We start from the raw sequence: 17,853 nt of genomic DNA on the forward strand, positions 1-17,853 counted from the left end.
GCCGCCCCCCGGCATTTGGCACCCGCGTCCGCGCCCTAACGGTCACGGACTTCCCACACCCGTGCACCGTATTTTCATGCCAAACGAACGATTATGAAGTACTTGTACTTGCTGCTGCTGGCGGGCCTCACCGCCTGTACCACCGGCCAGGAGCCCGAAAAAGATGTGATCGGCCAGTCCGGAAACGGGGCGGAGTGGTGGAAGGAGATCATCGTCTACCAGATTTATCCCCGCAGTTTCCAGGATACGGACGCCGACGGGGTGGGCGACCTGCAAGGCATCATCAACCGGCTGGACTACATCAAAAGCCTGGGCGTCAGCGCCGTATGGCTGAACCCAATTTACAGTTCGCCGAACGACGACAGCGGCTACGATGTGAGCGACTACCGCGACATTATGGCCGACTTCGGTACCATGGCCGACTTCGATCGTATGCTGGCCGGCATGCACGAGCGCGACATCAAGTTGATCATGGACATCGTCGTCAACCACAGCAGCGACGAGCACCCCTGGTTCCAGGCCTCGCGCAGCAGTCGCGACAGCCCTTACCGCGACTACTACCACTGGTGGCCCGCCGAGAAGGGTACCCCGCCCCACCGCTACAGCCTATTCGATGCGGAGGGCAACGCCTGGAAGTACGACTCCACCACCAACGCCTACTACCTCCACTACTTCGCCGAGGGGCAGCCCGACCTGAAATGGGAAAATCCGGAGCTGCGGCAGGAAGTCTACGACATCATGAAGTTCTGGGCGGAAAAGGGCGTGGACGGCTTCCGCCTCGATGCCTTTCAGTTCGCGGCGAAGGATACCACCTACCCCGAGTTTCCGGACGACCTGGACGAGAATTTCATCCAGTACTACGCCATGCAGGACGGCCTGCACAACTACCTGCGGGAGATGCACGCCGAGGTATTCAGCCGCTACGACGTGATGAGCGTAGCCGAGGGCGCCGGCCGCAACTTCCGGGAAGCCCACGAACTGGTCGACGCCGACCGCAACGAACTCAATATGGCCTATGCCTTCGACGGGGTGGACGTGCCGAAGTACGGCGGCTACGAACTGACCGCCATGAAGGAGGTCTTCAGCCGTTGGGACAGCGCCTTCGCCGAGGAGGGGTGGCTGTCCATCTTTCTGAGCAACCACGACCAGGCGCGCATGGTGAGCCGCTGGGGTGACGACCGTCCGGAATTCCGGGACCCCTCCGCTAAGCTGCTCAATACCTTCCTGCTGAGCATGCGCGGCACGCCCTACGCCTACTACGGCGACGAGCTGGGCATGACGAATATTGACTTCGACGAGATCGAGGACTACCAGGACATCGCCGCGATCAACGGCTACAAGAAAGCGCAGTCGGAAGGCAGGGATATGGAGCAGTTCCTGAAGGAGCTCAACTTCACCTCCCGCGACAACGGCCGTACGCCGATGCAGTGGAGCGACTCGACCTACGCCGGCTTCTCGACCGTGGCGCCGTGGCTGCCCGTGAACGACAATTATCGGACCACCAACGTCCAGGCGGAGGAGGACGATCCGGCATCGGTACTCAACCACTTCCGGCGGATGACGGCCCTACGCAACAGCAACAAGGTACTGGTGTACGGCGACTACGAGCTACTGCTCCCTGACCACGAGCAGGTGTACGCCTACAGGCGCACCCTCGGCGACGAGCGGTTGCTCGTGCTGCTGAACTTCTCCTCCGAAAAGGTCGCGATCGATTGGCCAGTGGGCGGGGACGCGGGTGCCGTATTGATCAACAACTACGATGCCCTCACCACCGAGGCGGGCCAGGTGGAGTTGCTCCCCTGGCAGGCGGTGGTGTACGAGCTTGCCGCGGGACAGGGCGGGTAGGAAGGCGGCCTGCGGCGGCGCAAATTTGTTAGTGGGTCCTTGTTTTCAGGTTTCGTCCACCGCAAACAACACATTGCGCACCACCGACCGCGAGTCTGCCGAGCCGCCCAGCGATCCTGAAAGGATACCCACGGCCGCCAGGAAAACGACCAGCCGCAGGTGCGCCCCGGTGGAGGACCCATCCCGGTCCGAGGTCCAGGTACTCATGAGGGGGTCGGGAAAGACAAAGACCACCACGCCGTACATCAGGACGGCGAACAGGGCAAAGAGGCAGCAGAGCGTAAGCACCAGCGCGAGATAGGTGGCTCCGGCCGTGACGACGTTGCTTTCGGAGGTATTGCCCTTGCGGGTAGGTACCAGTCGGAAGGAAAAGGCCTGGTACAGTACGAAGGTCGCCGCCAGAAAACTGGCCACCACAAAGACCGCCAGTTGGGCGGTCGAGGCGGAGGCGGCAAAATCCCACGTCTCCGCCCCGAAGATCAGCAGTACGATCACCGAGAAGGCGGTGGCGATCATGGTGGGCAGTTTGGTCGCGATGCGTACGGGGTTGGCGCGCAAGGCGCCCCGGACGATGCGGGGCAGGTTGCTGAAGGTTTGCTGCAGTACAAACCCCCACTTTCCCCCGCTAGAGTACCGGTCGTTGGCTTCTTTGGGCAGGTTGACGGCCATTTTCCCAAATTGCTGATCGGTGAAGTGATCCATGCCGTCGAGGTCGGCCGGTCGTTCGATGCGTGCTAGGTAGTTGGCGGGGTCGGCTTGGTAACTCAAGTTCAACAGCCGGCCGAAGCAGTGCAGCATCAGTTTACCCAGGCGGCCGGCGAGCAGGGCTTCGTCTTGCGGTTCCGCGGTACCGGGATCCGCCAGCCGGCGCGTGGAGATGATGGCTACGTTGGTGAGCTGGGAAGGTAGCGCCAGCAGATATGAAAGGGAGGCGGCGGAAATTTCTACTTCCGTAACGATGAGCAGAAATGCGAGTCGGCGTTCCGTTTTCTCGTTGATGCCGAACTGCACGAAGTCGAGCGCCCGGTAGCCGTTCTCTTGCGGCGCGATGGGTGGCCCATCGAAGGTGAGGGAAGTAATCTCGAGTCGAGGTTCCCGCTCCAGTACCTGGGTAAAGCGGTGGCTGGCCCTTTCGGTAAGTCGACTCAGGGCCCGGTCGTCGCGGCCGGCGACGTCCATTTTCATGATGCCTACAACTATGGGGCGCTGGGTCATCTGGGAAAGATCGGGTATTTGCTGCGATCGGCTTGGAGGCGGGGCTTGCTTGATGGCTTTTCGCAGCCGGAGCTCACGTAAAATTTAGGTGCATCGAATACCTGGCAAAGGGTATTACCGAGGGTATGGAAGTAATCCTCGAGCCGCGCGAGCAGAAAAAATCTGCGCCAAAATCCGCGGAATCCGCGGTTCAAAACACTTCTTCGTCCTTTTGTCTAGCTACAAAAGGACCAAACCACGAGGCCAGGGGTGGGGGCCCCTGGGCGAAGTTGTGATATCGCCTCTATCGTGCAGCGAAACCCAAAAGGGCGGAATGCTGCAAACTCGCCGCCAAATCCGTTCTCCGGCGCCAATCCGTCGATAGCTTCCATCCGTTTTTTTCAATCTGAATCTCTAGCCCGCTCAAACAGTGCAGCCTTCTTTTTCTCCCTTTTGCGCTCCGCCGCCCGGGCGATCTCAAGGGCGGTTTGCACCACTTTTCGCCGCCCGCAAGTTTTCGGTGCTCCGTGGTAAATGACGTAAGAAGAATACACTTTGCGTCTGCACCGCCGAAGGTGGAATAGTCTGCGCGAATCCGTGAGCCGCGCGAGCGAATAAATCTGCGCCAAAATCTGCGCAATCCGCGGTTCAACACATCTGAAGCGCTAAAAACTTACCGCAGATTTCGCTGATTGGGGCGCTGATTAAGGCGCAGATGAATTTCCCCTAAATTTTAAAAGAGAAATTCAAAGGCGGCGGGTGTCGCTGGCAGTACTGATGGCTTCGTTGAGGTCCATAATCTCGCGGGCCAAAGCGTCGTATTCATCCCAGTCTTTCCTGGGCAAGGTAGCTTGATCCGGGCACTTCAGGATAATCTACTTACTTGTAGATTGGACTCTGAAGTATATGTAGATTAGAGAATATGCCCTTACAATTGTTTCTGCTTTGTTTCTTTGGTTTGCTTATAATAAATGTAAGCGAATGATACCGCCAGCAAGGAAACATAGGAAAACCAATCCTCAAAGTGGTACGTGCCCCGGTAAATGTCAATTGAATTGAGCAGAAGCATCAAGGTGACGATCGTGATGAGTGCGTACAAGTACGAAGTGTAAGGTTTCATTATCAATAGTTTAGCTCCGAAGATACTAGTATCTTCGGAGCTGGACAAGGTTATGCTTGGTGTCGTGGTTCAAGGCCATTATATCCATCGTGAAATCCTTCTCTGATGTCGGGAAGGTTATCTAGCCCATTAACAATTATTTTGTAGATGGAAATCCCTGCGAGAAAATTCCAGACCCAACCACCGGAGGTGGATTTGCAATCTTGAATAGAAAGTGGTGTCATAATTATCGAATTTAAAAAGTGAAATAATTAAAGATTTATCCATAGGGCCTGGCGGGGCTCCATTCGTATGCGGCGGGTTGAGACAAGCGTTCCAGGTCCTCCTCAATCTCCTTGCATACCCAGCCTGCCGCGTAGGCTATCCAGTACCAAGGACTTTCTCCGCCGGAAATCATGGATACATCCGATTCTGTTAAGTGCTTCATTTGATTATACGTTACTATTAAAAAATGGTTATTGTTTGTCCTGACATAAATCGGTATTTGTGTTCACTTGATTGTGGACAACGCAATACCTTTCCGCTCTTCAGGTGATACGGTGGCTGTAGGCTGTATATGATGAATATTTAAAATTCAACCTCCGTAATCCAGGTGTCTGAGTGGTTACATAATGCAAGGATCGGGTTCCCCACTCTACTCCCGGTGGAGTGATGTTAAATTTTGTGCTGAGTTGGCAAAGAACACCCCTTATATTGATTTATGGCTGGCAATTACTGGTTGCTCGATTGATGAAGGTTGGATGGATACTGCCACACCATGACCTGAGGCTGCGTGACACAGAAATTTGTGCTTTTCGGTATGCGAGTGAAAGACTGAAGCCGCCTGAGCGGAGAAATCTGCGCAAAAATCCGCGCAAGAATCTGTGTTATCCGCGGTCAAAAAGCGCCAAAGGCGCCAAAAGCTCACCGCAGATTGCACTGATTGGGGCGCAGATTGAGGCGCAGATTAATCTACCCTAATTTCCAAAACTAGCCAGCCGCACGAACGAAAAAATCTGCGCCAAAATCTGCGCAAGAATCTGAGTAATCCGCGGTTCAAAAGCGCCAAAGGCACCAAAAACTCACCGCAGATTGCACTGATTAAGGCGCAGATTAAGGCGCAGATGAATCTACCCTAACTTCCAAAATCAGCCAGCCGCTTGAGCGAAAAAATCTGCACCATAATTCGCGTAAGAATCCGCGTAATCCGCGGTTCAAAAAGCGCCAAAGACGCCAAAAGCTCATTGCAGATGCACTGATTAGGGCGCAGATTAATCTCCCCTAATTTCCAAAACTAGCCAGCCGCACGAGCGAAAAAATCTGCGCCAAAATCTGAGTAATCCGCGGTTCAAAAGCGCCAAAGGCGCCAAAAACTCACCGCAGATTTCACTGATTGGGGCGCAGATTAATCTACCCTGACTACCAAAATAAGCCAGCCGCGCGAGCGATGAAATCCGTGTCGATCCGTGAAACCAAATCCGTGGAATCAGTGGTAAAAAAAGCCGCAGGCATTGCGATCCCCTTACTCGCCCGACCAGGTAGGCCAGCGCCCAGGAGTGTAAGGCGCGCCCTGCATTTCCAGTTGCTGCTCCAGGGCACGTACGTCGGCGTCAATTGCCTTCAGATCCGATAGTAGCGGACCAAATTCCGCAGCCGCCACCCGGTAACTCTCCCGGTAGGTTTCCGTGGGGTCGCTGGTCACGTTCCACATGCCGTACTCCAGGGCACCCACGCGGCCGGCCACCGAGGGGGCCGTTTCCATTTGCAGGTTGCTGCGGACACGGTCGCCATACAGGGCTTCGGTGAGGTCGGCCAGTCGCTCGCGCAGGTCGTGGAGCGTGGTCAGTGCTGCCTCCGGACTGGTGGTAGTTTCCAGGGCGGCTTTTTCCAGCGCATCGAGGCGCTGATTAAGGTTGCGGCGGATGTCGCCGGCGGCACTGATGGCCTTACTGAGGTCCATAATTTGTCGTACGAAGGCATCGTATTCGTCCCAGTCTTCCGTAGGCAGCGTGGCCTGGTCGAGGTACTTCACGCGGAAGGGCTGCGGCTCAGCCAATTGCCGGAAGGTGCCGTCGAAGAACTGACTCATCGTCACGGTATAGTTGCCCGGAGGCACGAGCGCACCCATTGAGGGACTGCCGAAGAGCACATCGGGGGCCGGAGAGTAGCGGTTATTGACGGGGTCCGGACTGGGGTAGCGCAAATCCCAATGGAAGCGGTGTAGGCCCTTGCTCGCGTCGCGCTTCAATTGCCGCACTACCTCCCCGGCTTCGTTGCGGATGGTGAAGAGCAGGTAGGGGTCTTGCTGCCGCTCCTCCATGCGCAGGGAGTCTACCGGCGGATAATAGACGGAGGCCTTGCGCGACATAATTTCCCGCTCCCGCTCCTGCCGCTGCTCCTTCAGGGTTTTTGGTTTTTCCTTGAGGTAGTAGGTGAAGCCCGCGCCATAGGCCGGGTTGTCCGATCGGAAGTAGCTGCTGCCCAGGTGGCCCTTGTCGCGCAGGCCCAGGGGGGCGCGCTCCACGTAGAGCCAGGGGTCGCGGGTGGTCATCAGCGCCGCATCTTGCTCGAAGGTGGCCGGCTGCAGTTTGCGCAGGGCGGTGTAGTCGTCGAGAACGTAGAAGCCGCGACCGAACGTAGCAACTACCACGTCGTTCTCCTGCCGTTGGAGTTCAATGTCGCGTACCGCCACCGTAGGCAGGCCGCCGCCGAGTTCGATCCACTGCTGGCCGCCGTCGTTGGAGAAGAAGGCACCGAACTCCGTACCCGCGAAGAGCAGGTTGGGGTCCTCGTGGTCCTCGGCGATGGTGTACACGCTGCCGCGTTCGGGAAGGGTGGCGGACAGGGAGGTCCATGTGGCTCCGCCGTCGCTGGTCTTGAGCAGGTAGGGTTTGAAGTCGCCGTAGCGGTGATCATTGAAGGCCACGTAGGCCACGTTGCGATCGTGGAGGCCGGCGATTACCTGATTGACGTAGCTCATTTCCGGTACGCCAGGCAGGTTGTCGAACTTCTGCCAGGTCTGTCCGCCGTCGGTGGTTTTGTGGAGTAGTCCGTCGTCGGTGCCCACCCACAGTAGATTCTCGTCCAGTGCGCTCTCGGCGATGGTGGTGGTCTGTCCGAAGATGGAGGTGGAGGTATTCTTCGCTACGGCATCCACGCTCCACACCTGGTCCATGACGGGCAGCGTATTGCGGTCGATGCTGCGGCTAAGGTCCGGACTGATCACCCGCCAGCTGTTGCCGCGGTCGTCGGTGCGGAACACCTTGTTGGCACCGTAGTACAGTCGGGTGGGCTGGTGACTCGAGATGGTCAGGGGCGCGTCCCAGTTCCAGCGCAGGGGCTTGTCGTCGGCGCCCTCGGTGGGCTGAATGAAGAGGTATTCGCCGCTGCGGCGGTCGAAGCGGCGCAGGCTGCCGTACTGGGCCTGGGCGTAGATGACGTTCGGGTCGGTGGGGTCCACTTGGGTTTCAAAACCGTCGCCGGTGCTGGTGATGTACCAGTCGCTGTTCACGATGCCGTTCACGCTGGTGTTTTTGTTGGGGCCGCCCAGACTGAGGTTGTCCTGCGTGCCGCCGTGAACATGGTAGAAGGGACCCGACTGGTCGGTGGCCACCTTATAGAACTGGGTCACCGGCAGATTCGGCTTGAAGTGCCAGGTCGCGGCGAAGTCCCACGTTTCGTAGATGCCGCCGTCGCAGCCCACCAGCAGGTGGTCGGTATCGGCGGGGTCGATCCAGATGGCGTGGTTGTCGATGTGCTTGTTGAGTTCCCCGAGGTTGCGGACGGTTTTGCCGCCGTCGTCGCTGACCTGGTAATAAGTGTCGGTGATGAAGATGCGGTCCACGTTCACAGGGTCGCAGGTAATTTCCTGGTAGTAGTTGCCACTGGAGAAGTAGTCGTTCTGCTTGGTCCAGCTGACACCGGCGTTGTCCGAGCGGTAGATGCCGCCCTTGCCGTCGGGGGCTTCGACTACGGCGTACACTACGTCGGGGTTGACGGGTGATACATCAATGCCAATGCGTCCGATGTCGCCGCCGGGCAGTCCGCCCTTCAGTTGCGTCCAGGTAGCGCCACCGTCGGTGGTTTTGTAGAGGCCCGATTCCGGTCCGCCGCCCAGATAGGTATACACTTTGCGCTGCCGCTGGTGAAATGCCGCGTACAATACATCCGGGTTTCGTGGATCCATGCGCAGGTCATTGCAGCCCGTATAGTCGCTGACGTGCTTGACGCGCTCCCACGTATCGCCGCCGTTGGTGGATTTATAGACCCCGCGCTCGCCGCCATTACTCCAGACGGGGCCGTAAGCGGCTACCCATACGACGTCGGAATCGGTAGGGTCCACGATGACATTGGCGATGTGCTGGCTTTTCTTCAGCCCCTTGTGCTGCCAAGTCTTGCCGCCGTCCTCGGATTTGTAGACGCCGTCGCCGTAGCCCACCGAGCGCTGGTTGTGGTTCTCGCCGGTGCCTACCCAGACCGTCTGCCGGTTGTTCGGGTCCAGCGATACGCAGCCGATGGAGTAGGAGCCCTGGTCGTCGAAGATCGGCTCGTAGGTGGTGCCGTGGTTGTCGGTTTTCCACACGCCCCCGCTGGCCGTGGCTACGTAGTACTGGTTCGGATTGTCGGGGTTCACCGCGAAGTCGGCAATGCGGCCCGAGGTCACCGCCGGACCGATGCTGCGCCACTTAAGGGCATTATAGGTAGCGGACTGGAGGTGGATGGGCGTTTCGGCCTTTGCGGTGTCGGCCGGGGTGGCCTTCTTTTTGCGCTGGGCGGTGGCGTCATGGGGTGAAAGAAGGCACAGCAGGCAAACGAGGAGGAAGAAGTGGCGCATGAGAGCGGTAGTTGGTCAGGCAAAGGAATCCGTCCATCCGGGCGGACCACTAAACATACTGCCTTCGCCCCAAAGTACGAAGCTGCCTCAGGCCACCGCCAGTAAGAAGCTGCCTCAGGCAGCGGCAGTAAGAAGCTGCCTCCGGCAGCGGCAGTAAGAAGCTGCCTCCGGCAGCGATAGTACGATGCTGCCTCAGGCAGCGAAAGCAAGATGCTGCCTCCGGCGGCGAAAGTAAAAAACTGCTTCAGGCAGCGAAGAAGACCCTACAGTCCGAGGATCCCCAGCCCCCCAAGAAAACCAAACAAGTAGGTTACCTTCCACACCCCCGTCCATAAACCTACTGGCAGGCGATTCCCCGCCCTAAGAAAGTCACACATAATGGACAGGAAAAGACATAACAGCATTCGAGTTTATTTCTACGTACTCCTCGCGGCATGCTTACCGCAAACAGCTAGTGCACAGGAGTTGCCGGCCTCCATCGTGGCGGAATCCCCGCAACCGTTGAATGCCCGGGAGCGCCAACAACTATTGTCCGACTACGACACCAGCCTCACTGCCTCCGCCCTGCCTTTTGGTGAGTTGGACGGCCCGGCCCTGCAACAGTGGGCCACCATGAATCGCATTGAAATGGTGAGTATGAACCAACAACTGCTCCGACTCGAGACGCGCTTGCAGCAGATGGAGCAGGAGCAGCAGCGGACCTTGCAGGCCGTCGAAGGGGTACGGGAGCGGGACTCAGAGCGGCAGGCCATGGAGCTTGACCTGCTGCGCGCGGAATACCGGACCGCCATGGACGACGTAGAACAACTGCTGGTCGATACCGACAAGCTTCGGTCGCTGCACGACTGGGAACAGTTTGTAGGGCAAGCCCGGGATCTAGGCAACCCGCACTCTTACGCGGGCTTCACCGAAAGCCTGGCCAAGTTGCGCGAGGAGCAGAAGAACAGTCTGCGGCTGCCGGACATCGAACCACAAGACAATCCCTTTCTAAGTTCTTTCTACACCCTGGCCACCGCACTCGGCAGCAAGAACGATGCGGAAGAAGTAGCGGAAATCAACCGGCTGGCCATCATCCTCGACTTCGCCATGCAGGCCGGACGGCAGCTCGACTACGTGGCTACCGAGGTGGCTTTTGCCCGCCAGACCGGCGACGCCCTGTATAAACAGGTACAAGCGCTGCGTACCAAATTGTATGGACTCTTCAACCTGGGTGCCGGGGAGCGGGACGCCGCCCACATCAGCTACTTCACACAGCAGTTCACTTCCGACTTCGCGAATCAGCACCGGGAAACGATCGAAAGTCACCTGGCCGAAATCAAATACTTACAGAATGAGTACGAATTGTACCATCATTCTCTCCTACTGGCGCTTCGCAAGGTCCTGTTTGCCCTGGATCAGATAGAAGCCCACCGGGGCGGCAACGCGCTGGCCGACTTAGCCGATCAGCTGGAAGCCAGAAAGGCAACCTTGCAGGAGGAATTGACCAGGTCGATCGACGTAGTGGCCCGGCACGGCGTGGGGAACGGATAGGGTGCCACTAGTGGCTTGGTAGGTAGATGCGGCTGACCGTAATAGTTGACTGGCCGGCATTAGGGTGGGGTATGGCACCTGCGGGATCGCCTAGTATTGGCAAGTGATGTCACCTTACAATCCTTCGTACCAGTCGCGGACTTTGTGGGCCATTAGGTGACGGCGGGTGGCCCCCACACACTACCGACCACCCCCCGGAAGGTCTAATTTGGTGCTGGACTAGCCATCACCCTATATTGGCGGTAGTGGGCCATGTACATCCGTCCGTTTTATGCCGACCGCATGCCCTTAAGCACAAAATGATGAACCACTCCTCAAACCTGGTGCAAACCGCAGAGCAATGGCTGGAGGCACCGGTCGATACCGACTTCAAAGCCGCCATCGCCACATCGGAAGCCTTATTGGACGAACTCCAGCAAGCCATGCGCGAACCCGGCGCCGACCGCCGCCGCCTCGGCGCCCTGATCGGCCGGGTCAAGGGCACGGCCAAACGCCTGGCCGCGGTGGAACCCATCGACTGGGTAGCCGTAGGCGCGGGGCACCTCGCCATCGGGCACCGCCCCGGGGCGGATCTGGTGGGTAGTCTCAAACTCCAGGGCGCCACCCACATCCTCACCCTGCTGTCGGAAAAGGAAGGCGGACGTAAGGTGGAGGGGTTCTGCCGGGAACAAGACCTCGCCTGGCTGTGGCTGCCCATGGCCTCCGCCCGTCCCCCGGCGGAAGACCGCTACGCGGAGATCGCATGCCAGTTTAATGATCTGGCGACCATCCTGAACGACGGAGGTCGTATTTACCTACACTGTTCCGCCGGCATCCACCGGACGGGCATGATCACCGTGGCCCTGCTACGCTTTCTCGGCCTGGACGGGCCGGCGGCCATGGAAACGCTGCGGGCCCTGCGCCCGACCACCCACGCGGGGGCGGGAGACCACCGGTTGGCGTGGGCCCATTCGGTCTGGCAGGACCTGCAGGGGGCTTGCGCCGTCGTTACCCCTCTGGCGTAAAGACGGCCGCGACCAGCGGGAAATTCTACCGCGCTACGGCAGCGGCTTGACCATAATATCCTTGAAGTACACCCGGCTGTCCGGATCGTGGCCCTGGATGGCGAAGGTGCCGCTGGAGAGCATGCGGCCGCGTTCTCCTTCCGGACGGTCGACGTTGTCGGGTTCGGTGTATTCCACTACGGTTTTGCCGTTTAGTTTGACGGTGACGGTTTTATCCTTCACGATGATGTGCTGGGTGTACCATTCGTTGTCCTTCATGTGTACTTCCCGCACGTCGTCGAAGCTGTAGAGGCTGCCGGTGCGCCGCCAGTCCGACTGGGAGTTGTTGACCTGCACCTCGTAGCCCTTGGAGGGCCAACCTTCTTCCTGGTATTCGGTGTGGAAGAAAATACCGGAGTTGGAGCCGGGGGTGGTCATCACCTGGGCCTTGAATTCGAAATCCTTGAAGTTGTGGTCCATCACCGGTCCTTCGTAAAACAGGTGGGCCCGGGGGCCGTGGGCCACGAGCTTGTTGTCTTCCACGCTGAAGGTGGCGGGGTTTTCGCTGGCTTTCCAGCCCGTGAGGGTTTTGCCGTCGAAGAGGGAGATCCAGCCGTCGTTGTTGGCGTTGGATGCGGTCGCAGCGGAGTTAGAAGTACTGCACGCCACGGCGAGGAAAAGCAGGAGGCAGCAGGGAATGAATAGTCGCATGGGTATTGATCTTCGGGTGTTGTTTGAAAAGAAGGTGAACCACTGGATATGGAAGGCGTGACTCGCCCGGGTCCCTTTACCCTGGCTAATATACTCCACGACCCGACTTGCTGCTCCGGTGGAATTTTTAAATCCTCAGTACGGCACCCGCGCGCCGCCGGCCGCTAGAACAGGGTGCCCCGCTCCGTGCAACGGGTGGCTAATAAAGCAGTAGCGTTAGTGGCAGCAGCTCCACCCACAATTCCATCATTCAACCTTAAGGATCGAAGCCTGGCGCGCAACGATGCTCCACCCGGAATCGGAAGGCATCCAGACGTGGGTGAACCTTCGGTGTACGGTTTTTCCGGCGTGCGGCTGCTGGCCTTGGGGCCGGATCACCTCCCCGCCCATCACGATGGCCACGTCGTCGATGAAGGTGATCTTCTCGATGTTCCTTTTGAAGGAGAGGTAGTCGAGTCCTCCATTTCGGAGAAGCTGCTTCGTCCCCTCCACCGTCCCGACCACGTTGGCGGGGGTGTTAATGACCATGTGCGGCGACCACAATCTGCCGAACAGGGCTGCCGTATCGCGCTGCAGTACGGATTGTCGTTCCAAATCTTCGAATTGCCGGATCTCCTGCTCCCGATGATCCTGGGCGGTAAGCGGCGTGCTCAGGCCGGTGATCAACAGGCAGCAGAGGGATAAACGCCAGGGTGTTTTCATGGGGATTGGTGGATGGGTTCTTCTTGGCCGGATGGGTGGATTGCTGACTTCCTAGTTGCCTGGGGTGGTGGTCTTCTAAGTTATGGCCCGGGGGGGTGGCGGATAGAAAATGTTTGGGGGTGGGGTGTTGGTTAGTGGCCAAATTTTTGGCTGACTGCGCGGCCTGAGGCCGCATTGTGCTGTCGCTGCCGGAGGCAGCTTTTTGCTGGCGCTGCCGGAGGCCGCTTCCTGCTGGCGCGGTCTGAGACCTCTTCTTGCTATCGCGCTGCCTGAGGCAGCTTCTTGCTATCGCGGCCGGAGGCTGCTTTTTGCTGGCGCTGCCTGAGGCAGCATTGTACGGGGGAGTTCGTACCTTTGCGCGCTTAAAATCAGACGACTATGCTCTCCGTAAACGACCTGACCGTACAATTTGGCAAGCGGGTGCTCTTCAATGAGGTGAACCTCAATTTCGTGCGCGGCAACTGCTACGGCATCATCGGAGCGAACGGCGCCGGGAAGTCGACCTTCCTGAAGGTGCTCTCCGGTGAACTGACGCCCAACCGCGGATCGGCCAGCCTGGAGCCCGGCAACCGGATGGCCGTACTGAGCCAGAACCACTTCGGCTTTGAAGACAAGCAGGTGCTGGACGTGGTCAAGATGGGCCATGAAGAGCTCTACGCCATCGAGCAGGAGAAGAACGAAATCTACATGAACCCCGACGCCACCGACGCCGACGGGATGCGCGCCGCCGAGCTCGAGAACACCTACGGGGAAATGGGCGGCTGGACGGCCGACAGCGACGCCGCCGAATTGCTCTCCAATATGGGCATCACCGAAGACCTCCACTACAAGCTGATGGAGGAACTGAGCGGCCCCGAGAAGGTAAAAGTTCTCCTGGCCCAGGCCCTGTTCGGCAACCCCGACATCCTGCTGCTGGACGAACCGACGAACGACCTCGACGCGCACACCGTCCACTGGCTGGCCGACTTCCTGGCCGACTTCCCCAATACGGTCATCGTGGTGAGCCACGACCGCTACTTCCTGGATATGGTCTGCACCCACATCGTGGATATCGACCGGCAGCAGGCCACCATCTACACCGGCAACTACAGTTTCTGGTACCAGTCGAGCCAGCTCGCCGCCCAGCAGCTGCAGAACAAGAACAAGAAGATGGAGCAGAAGCGCGCCGAGATGATGGAGTTCATCCAGCGCTTCAGCGCCAACGCCTCGAAGTCGAAGCAGGCCACCAGCCGCAAGAAGGCCCTGGAAAAACTCGACTTCACCGAGATCAAGCCCTCTAGCCGCCGCTACCCCTTCATCGCCTTCCAGCCAGAGCGGGAGCCGGGCGACCAGATCCTGAAGGTGAGCAACCTGAGCAAGACCTCCCCCGACGGTACCGTGCTGTTCAACAACGTGAGCTTCACGATGAACAGTCCGGACAAGATCGCCTTGGTCGGCAAGGAAGCCGCCGCCCTGACCGCCTTCTACGAAGTGCTGGCGGGCATCGCCAAGCCCGATACCGGCACCATCGAGTGGGGCCAGACCATCACCCCCCAGTACCTGCCCAACGAGAACAACGACTTCTTCACCGAGGAGGTCGGACAGCTCGACCTGGTCGAATGGCTGCGGCAGTACAGCCAGAACAAGGACGAGCAGTTCATCCGCGGCTTCCTGGGCCGCATGCTCTTCGGCGGCGAGGAAGTCCACAAGCAGGTGAAGGTGCTCAGCGGCGGCGAGAAGGTGCGCTGCATGATGTCGAAGGCCATGCTCAACCACCCCAACTTCCTCCTCCTCGACGAGCCCACCAACCACCTCGACCTGGAAAGCATCACCGCCCTGAACAACGCCCTGAAGGACTTCAAGGGCAACCTCATCATGAGCAGCCACGACCACGAACTGGTCAATACGGTAGCCAACCGCATCATCGAGATCGGCTCGGGCGGCATGATCGACTCCCTGCTCACCTACGAGGAATTCCTGGAATCCGACGAGATCGAGAAGAAGCGCGAAGGCATCTACGAGATGGTGGCCTAGGCTGAAACCCATCAACAGGTCAAGGCCCTTTGGGCCGAGGGATTATCAACTGCGCAGGACGAGAGGTGCCTGGTGCTTACTGCTACCTGATTGGTAAATCCGGACGAGGAAAGACTCAGTTCCAGCCATCGCGCCTGGAGTCGCTCAACCCGTTGCCTTACGGTAGCGCATTTGCCAGCGCCCGAAAACTTGCTACATTGGGCGACCATGCATTTTTTCGATCATTTCATCGCCATCGACTGGAGTGCCCGTAATTCACCCAGTCCGGCCAAACCCTCCCGGGACGCGATCTGGATAGCGGAAGCCACCGCAAGGGGACGTATCCGGTGCACCTATTTCCGCACCCGTCACGCCTGTCACGACTACCTCCGTCAGCGCCTCATTCGCCTCAGGAAGAAGCGCGTTCTGGTGGGCTGGGACTTCTCCTTCGGCTATCCCAAAGGCCTGGCCAAGGCCCTGCGGCTTAAGGAAAAACCCGCCTGGCGTGCCATCTGGGACCATATCAGTGAACTCATCCAGGACGGACCCACCAATGAGAACAACCGCTTCTGCGTCGGTGCCCGCCTCAACGAGAGCATCATGGCCCCCAGCGGGCCATTCTGGGGCGTACCCGTGGGCCAGAGCGGCATTTTCCTCGGCTCTAAATGCGACTTCGAGTTCCCCGTCCCCACCCGCAAATGTTTTCTCGAGGAACGCCGCTTCGTCGAAACCCTCAATCTCCGTTTGCAGCCCGCCTGGAAGCTGGCTTACGCCGGCAGTGTTGGCAGTCAGGCCCTGCTGGGCATCCCCCGGGTGCGGGCACTGCGCGATCACGAGCAACTGCGCGGCGTCTCCCGCATCTGGCCCTTTGAAAGTCTCAACGTTTCCGTGGGCGGCGGAGCGACGGGTGCCGTAATCCTGCACGCGGAGATCTATCCCAGCCTGCTTACCCTCCCCCGACGGAAGGGGCAGATCCTGGACCGCGAACAGGTCAGAAGCTACGTGGCGTGGTTGCAGGACCACCAGCGGGAGGGTACCCTGGGTCAGCTACTCGACCAACCATGGGGCGAAAAGGGCAAGATCCATAAACGCGTCACCGAGCACGAAGGCTGGGTGTTGGGCGTGGTAACGGAGCGGTCGCCGGAGCCCGAATACAAGGAAGTGAAAGACAAGGCTCGGCTCGCCCGGCCCGCTGGGCAAAATCGGAGCTACCGCGCTGAACGACAGTGACCTCCGAAACGTTAGGCTTCGCCTTTCGGGTCGACTCCGGGAGGAGACGAAAAAGCGTAAGGGCATTATTCGTATCTTTGCGGCCCTCAAACCAACCCGTTCCGGACAGCCCGGGACAACCCTAGTATGTTCCCGCTTCGGCGGGACGCCATAAAAGAGTTCTATGACAGAACGCAAGATCAAATCCGCACTCATCTCCGTCTACCATAAAGAAGGACTGGGCCCCATCATCGACGGCCTGGCCAAGATCGGCGCCACGATCTACAGCACCGGAGGTACGGAAACTTTCATCCGCGATCGCGGCGTGGAGGTCACCCCGGTTGAGGAACTGACGGGCTACCCCTCCATTCTCGACGGACGCGTAAAGACCCTGCACCCCAAGGTGCACGGCGGCATCCTGGCCCGCCGGGAGGAGGACCACCTGAAGCAACTCGCCCAGTTGGAGATCCCCGAGATCGACCTGGTGGTCGTCGACCTGTACCCCTTCGAGGAGACGGTCGCCAACACCGAAGACGAAGATCTCATCATTGAAAAGATTGACATCGGCGGCATTGCCCTGATCCGGGCGGCGGCCAAGAATTACCGCGACGTTATGATCGTACCCAGCCGCGAAGATTACGGTACCCTGCAGGACATCCTGGAAGGACGCGCCGGCGTCTCTACCCTCGAGGAGCGCCGCAAGTTGGCCCGCCGCGCCTTTGCGGTCAGCAGTCACTACGATACGGCCATCTTCAGCTACTTCAATGCCGACGGCGAACTGCCCGCCTTCAAGCGGAGCGAGATGAAGGCCAACCCCCTGCGCTACGGCGAGAACCCTCACCAGGAGGCCACCTACTTCGGGCGCCTCAAGGAGATGTTCACCAAGCTGAACGGCAAGGAACTCAGCTTCAACAACCTCGTCGATATCGACGCGGCCGTGGCCATCATGCGAGAATTCGAGGACGCCGATCCCGCCTTCGTCATTCTGAAGCATACCAACGCCTGCGGCGTGGCCGTGCGCCCCACCCAGCTCGAAGCCTGGAAGCAAGCCCTGGCCGGCGACCCCGTATCCGCCTTCGGTGGGATCCTGATCACCAACCGCCCACTGGAACTTTCCGTGGCCCAGGAGATCGATCACCTCTTCTACGAGGTACTCATCGCGCCGGACTTTACCGACTCCGCCCTCGAACTGCTGAGTAAGAAGAAGAACCGCGTACTGCTGCAGTACCACCACCTGAAGCAGCAGCCGCTGAGCTTCAAGAGCCTGCTCAACGGCGTCATCGTACAGGATACCGACCTGCAGACCGAAAGCGCCGACCAGTTCACCGTCGTCACCGAACGGCAGCCTACCGGACGGGAGACCGCCGACCTGGTGTTCGCCAACAAATGCGCCAAGCACCTCAAGTCGAATACCATCGCCCTAGTGCGCGATAACCAGTTGGTAGGCATGGGATGTGGCCAGACCAGCCGCGTGGACGCCCTCAAGCAGGCCATCACGAAAGCCAAGAACTTCGGCTTTGACCTGCAGGGTGCCGTTATGGCCTCCGACGCCTTCTTTCCCTTCTCCGATTGCGTGGAGATCGCGGCCGCGGCCGGCATCACGGCCGTTGTACAGCCCGGTGGGTCGATTCGCGACAAGGACAGTATTGCCGCAGCAAATACGGCCGACGTGGCCATGGTGACGACGGGTGTTCGGCATTTCCGCCATTGATCCAAAGCATCTACTTGGGAATTTAACTTCCACTTAAGAACCC

11 protein-coding genes are annotated in these 17,853 nt (G+C 59.1%); 6 read left to right on the forward strand and 5 right to left on the reverse strand.

Annotated elements, in window-relative coordinates; genetic code table 11:
• The first annotated feature begins 93 nt into the window (after positions 1–93).
• Entirely contained in the window at positions 94–1,845 is a 1,752-nt protein-coding gene (locus E4021_RS14355; protein ID WP_136460066.1) for a glycoside hydrolase family 13 protein, read from the forward strand.
• 45 nt (positions 1,846–1,890) lie between these two features.
• Here E4021_RS14355 and E4021_RS14360 read toward each other — a convergent pair whose 3' ends face one another.
• The 3 genes from E4021_RS14360 to E4021_RS14365 form a co-directional block, all read right to left on the reverse strand.
• Positions 1,891–3,060 carry a hypothetical protein gene (locus E4021_RS14360; protein ID WP_136460067.1) on the reverse strand — a complete coding sequence of 390 codons (1,170 nt, stop codon included), beginning with the start codon at positions 3,058–3,060 and terminating at the stop codon, positions 1,891–1,893.
• A gap of 1,358 nt (positions 3,061–4,418) precedes the next feature.
• Positions 4,419–4,586, reverse strand: coding sequence for a hypothetical protein (locus E4021_RS18145; RefSeq protein ID WP_168797616.1), 168 nt, complete (start codon positions 4,584–4,586; stop codon positions 4,419–4,421).
• A gap of 1,074 nt (positions 4,587–5,660) precedes the next feature.
• The gene (locus tag E4021_RS14365) at positions 5,661–8,972 is read right to left on the reverse strand and encodes a VPS10 domain-containing protein (RefSeq protein WP_136460068.1); all 3,312 of its coding nucleotides are present in this window, start codon (positions 8,970–8,972) and stop codon (positions 5,661–5,663) included.
• Between the two features lie 528 nt (positions 8,973–9,500).
• On the opposite strand from E4021_RS14365, the gene E4021_RS14370 reads away from it, so the two are divergent.
• A complete protein-coding gene (locus E4021_RS14370; RefSeq protein WP_168797617.1) occupies positions 9,501–10,502 on the forward strand; it encodes a hypothetical protein in 1,002 nt (333 codons plus the stop codon).
• Positions 10,503–10,804: 302 nt separating this feature from the next.
• Complete coding sequence (locus E4021_RS14375; protein WP_168797618.1) at positions 10,805–11,506, forward strand: protein-tyrosine phosphatase family protein; 702 nt, start codon at positions 10,805–10,807, stop codon at positions 11,504–11,506.
• A gap of 33 nt (positions 11,507–11,539) precedes the next feature.
• On the opposite strand, the gene E4021_RS14380 is transcribed toward E4021_RS14375, so the two are convergent.
• Together E4021_RS14380 and E4021_RS14385 are read right to left on the reverse strand one after the other, a co-directional pair.
• On the reverse strand, positions 11,540–12,196 hold the full coding sequence (locus E4021_RS14380) for a 3-keto-disaccharide hydrolase (protein WP_136460071.1): 657 nt from the start codon (positions 12,194–12,196) through the stop codon (positions 11,540–11,542).
• A 246-nt stretch (positions 12,197–12,442) separates the two neighbouring features.
• Positions 12,443–12,898, reverse strand: a complete 456-nt coding sequence (locus E4021_RS14385) for a nuclear transport factor 2 family protein (protein ID WP_136460072.1) — start codon at positions 12,896–12,898, stop codon at positions 12,443–12,445.
• A 378-nt stretch (positions 12,899–13,276) separates the two neighbouring features.
• Between E4021_RS14385 and E4021_RS14390 the strand changes: the two genes are divergently transcribed.
• From E4021_RS14390 to purH, 3 genes are all read left to right on the forward strand, one after another.
• Positions 13,277–14,911 (forward strand): ABC-F family ATP-binding cassette domain-containing protein, encoded by a 1,635-nt coding sequence (locus tag E4021_RS14390; protein WP_136460073.1) that lies wholly within the window; start codon positions 13,277–13,279, stop codon positions 14,909–14,911.
• Between the two features lie 207 nt (positions 14,912–15,118).
• Positions 15,119–16,120, forward strand: a complete 1,002-nt coding sequence (locus E4021_RS14395; RefSeq protein WP_136460074.1) for a hypothetical protein — start codon at positions 15,119–15,121, stop codon at positions 16,118–16,120.
• Positions 16,121–16,283: 163 nt separating this feature from the next.
• Entirely contained in the window at positions 16,284–17,810 is a 1,527-nt protein-coding gene (gene purH, locus E4021_RS14400) for a bifunctional phosphoribosylaminoimidazolecarboxamide formyltransferase/IMP cyclohydrolase (RefSeq protein ID WP_136460075.1), read from the forward strand.
• The last annotated feature ends 43 nt before the right edge of the window (positions 17,811–17,853 follow it).

Origin of the sequence: Neolewinella litorea (genome assembly GCF_004803465.1) — a bacterium.
GTDB classification, from domain to species: Bacteria; Bacteroidota; Bacteroidia; order Chitinophagales; family Saprospiraceae; genus Neolewinella; species Neolewinella litorea.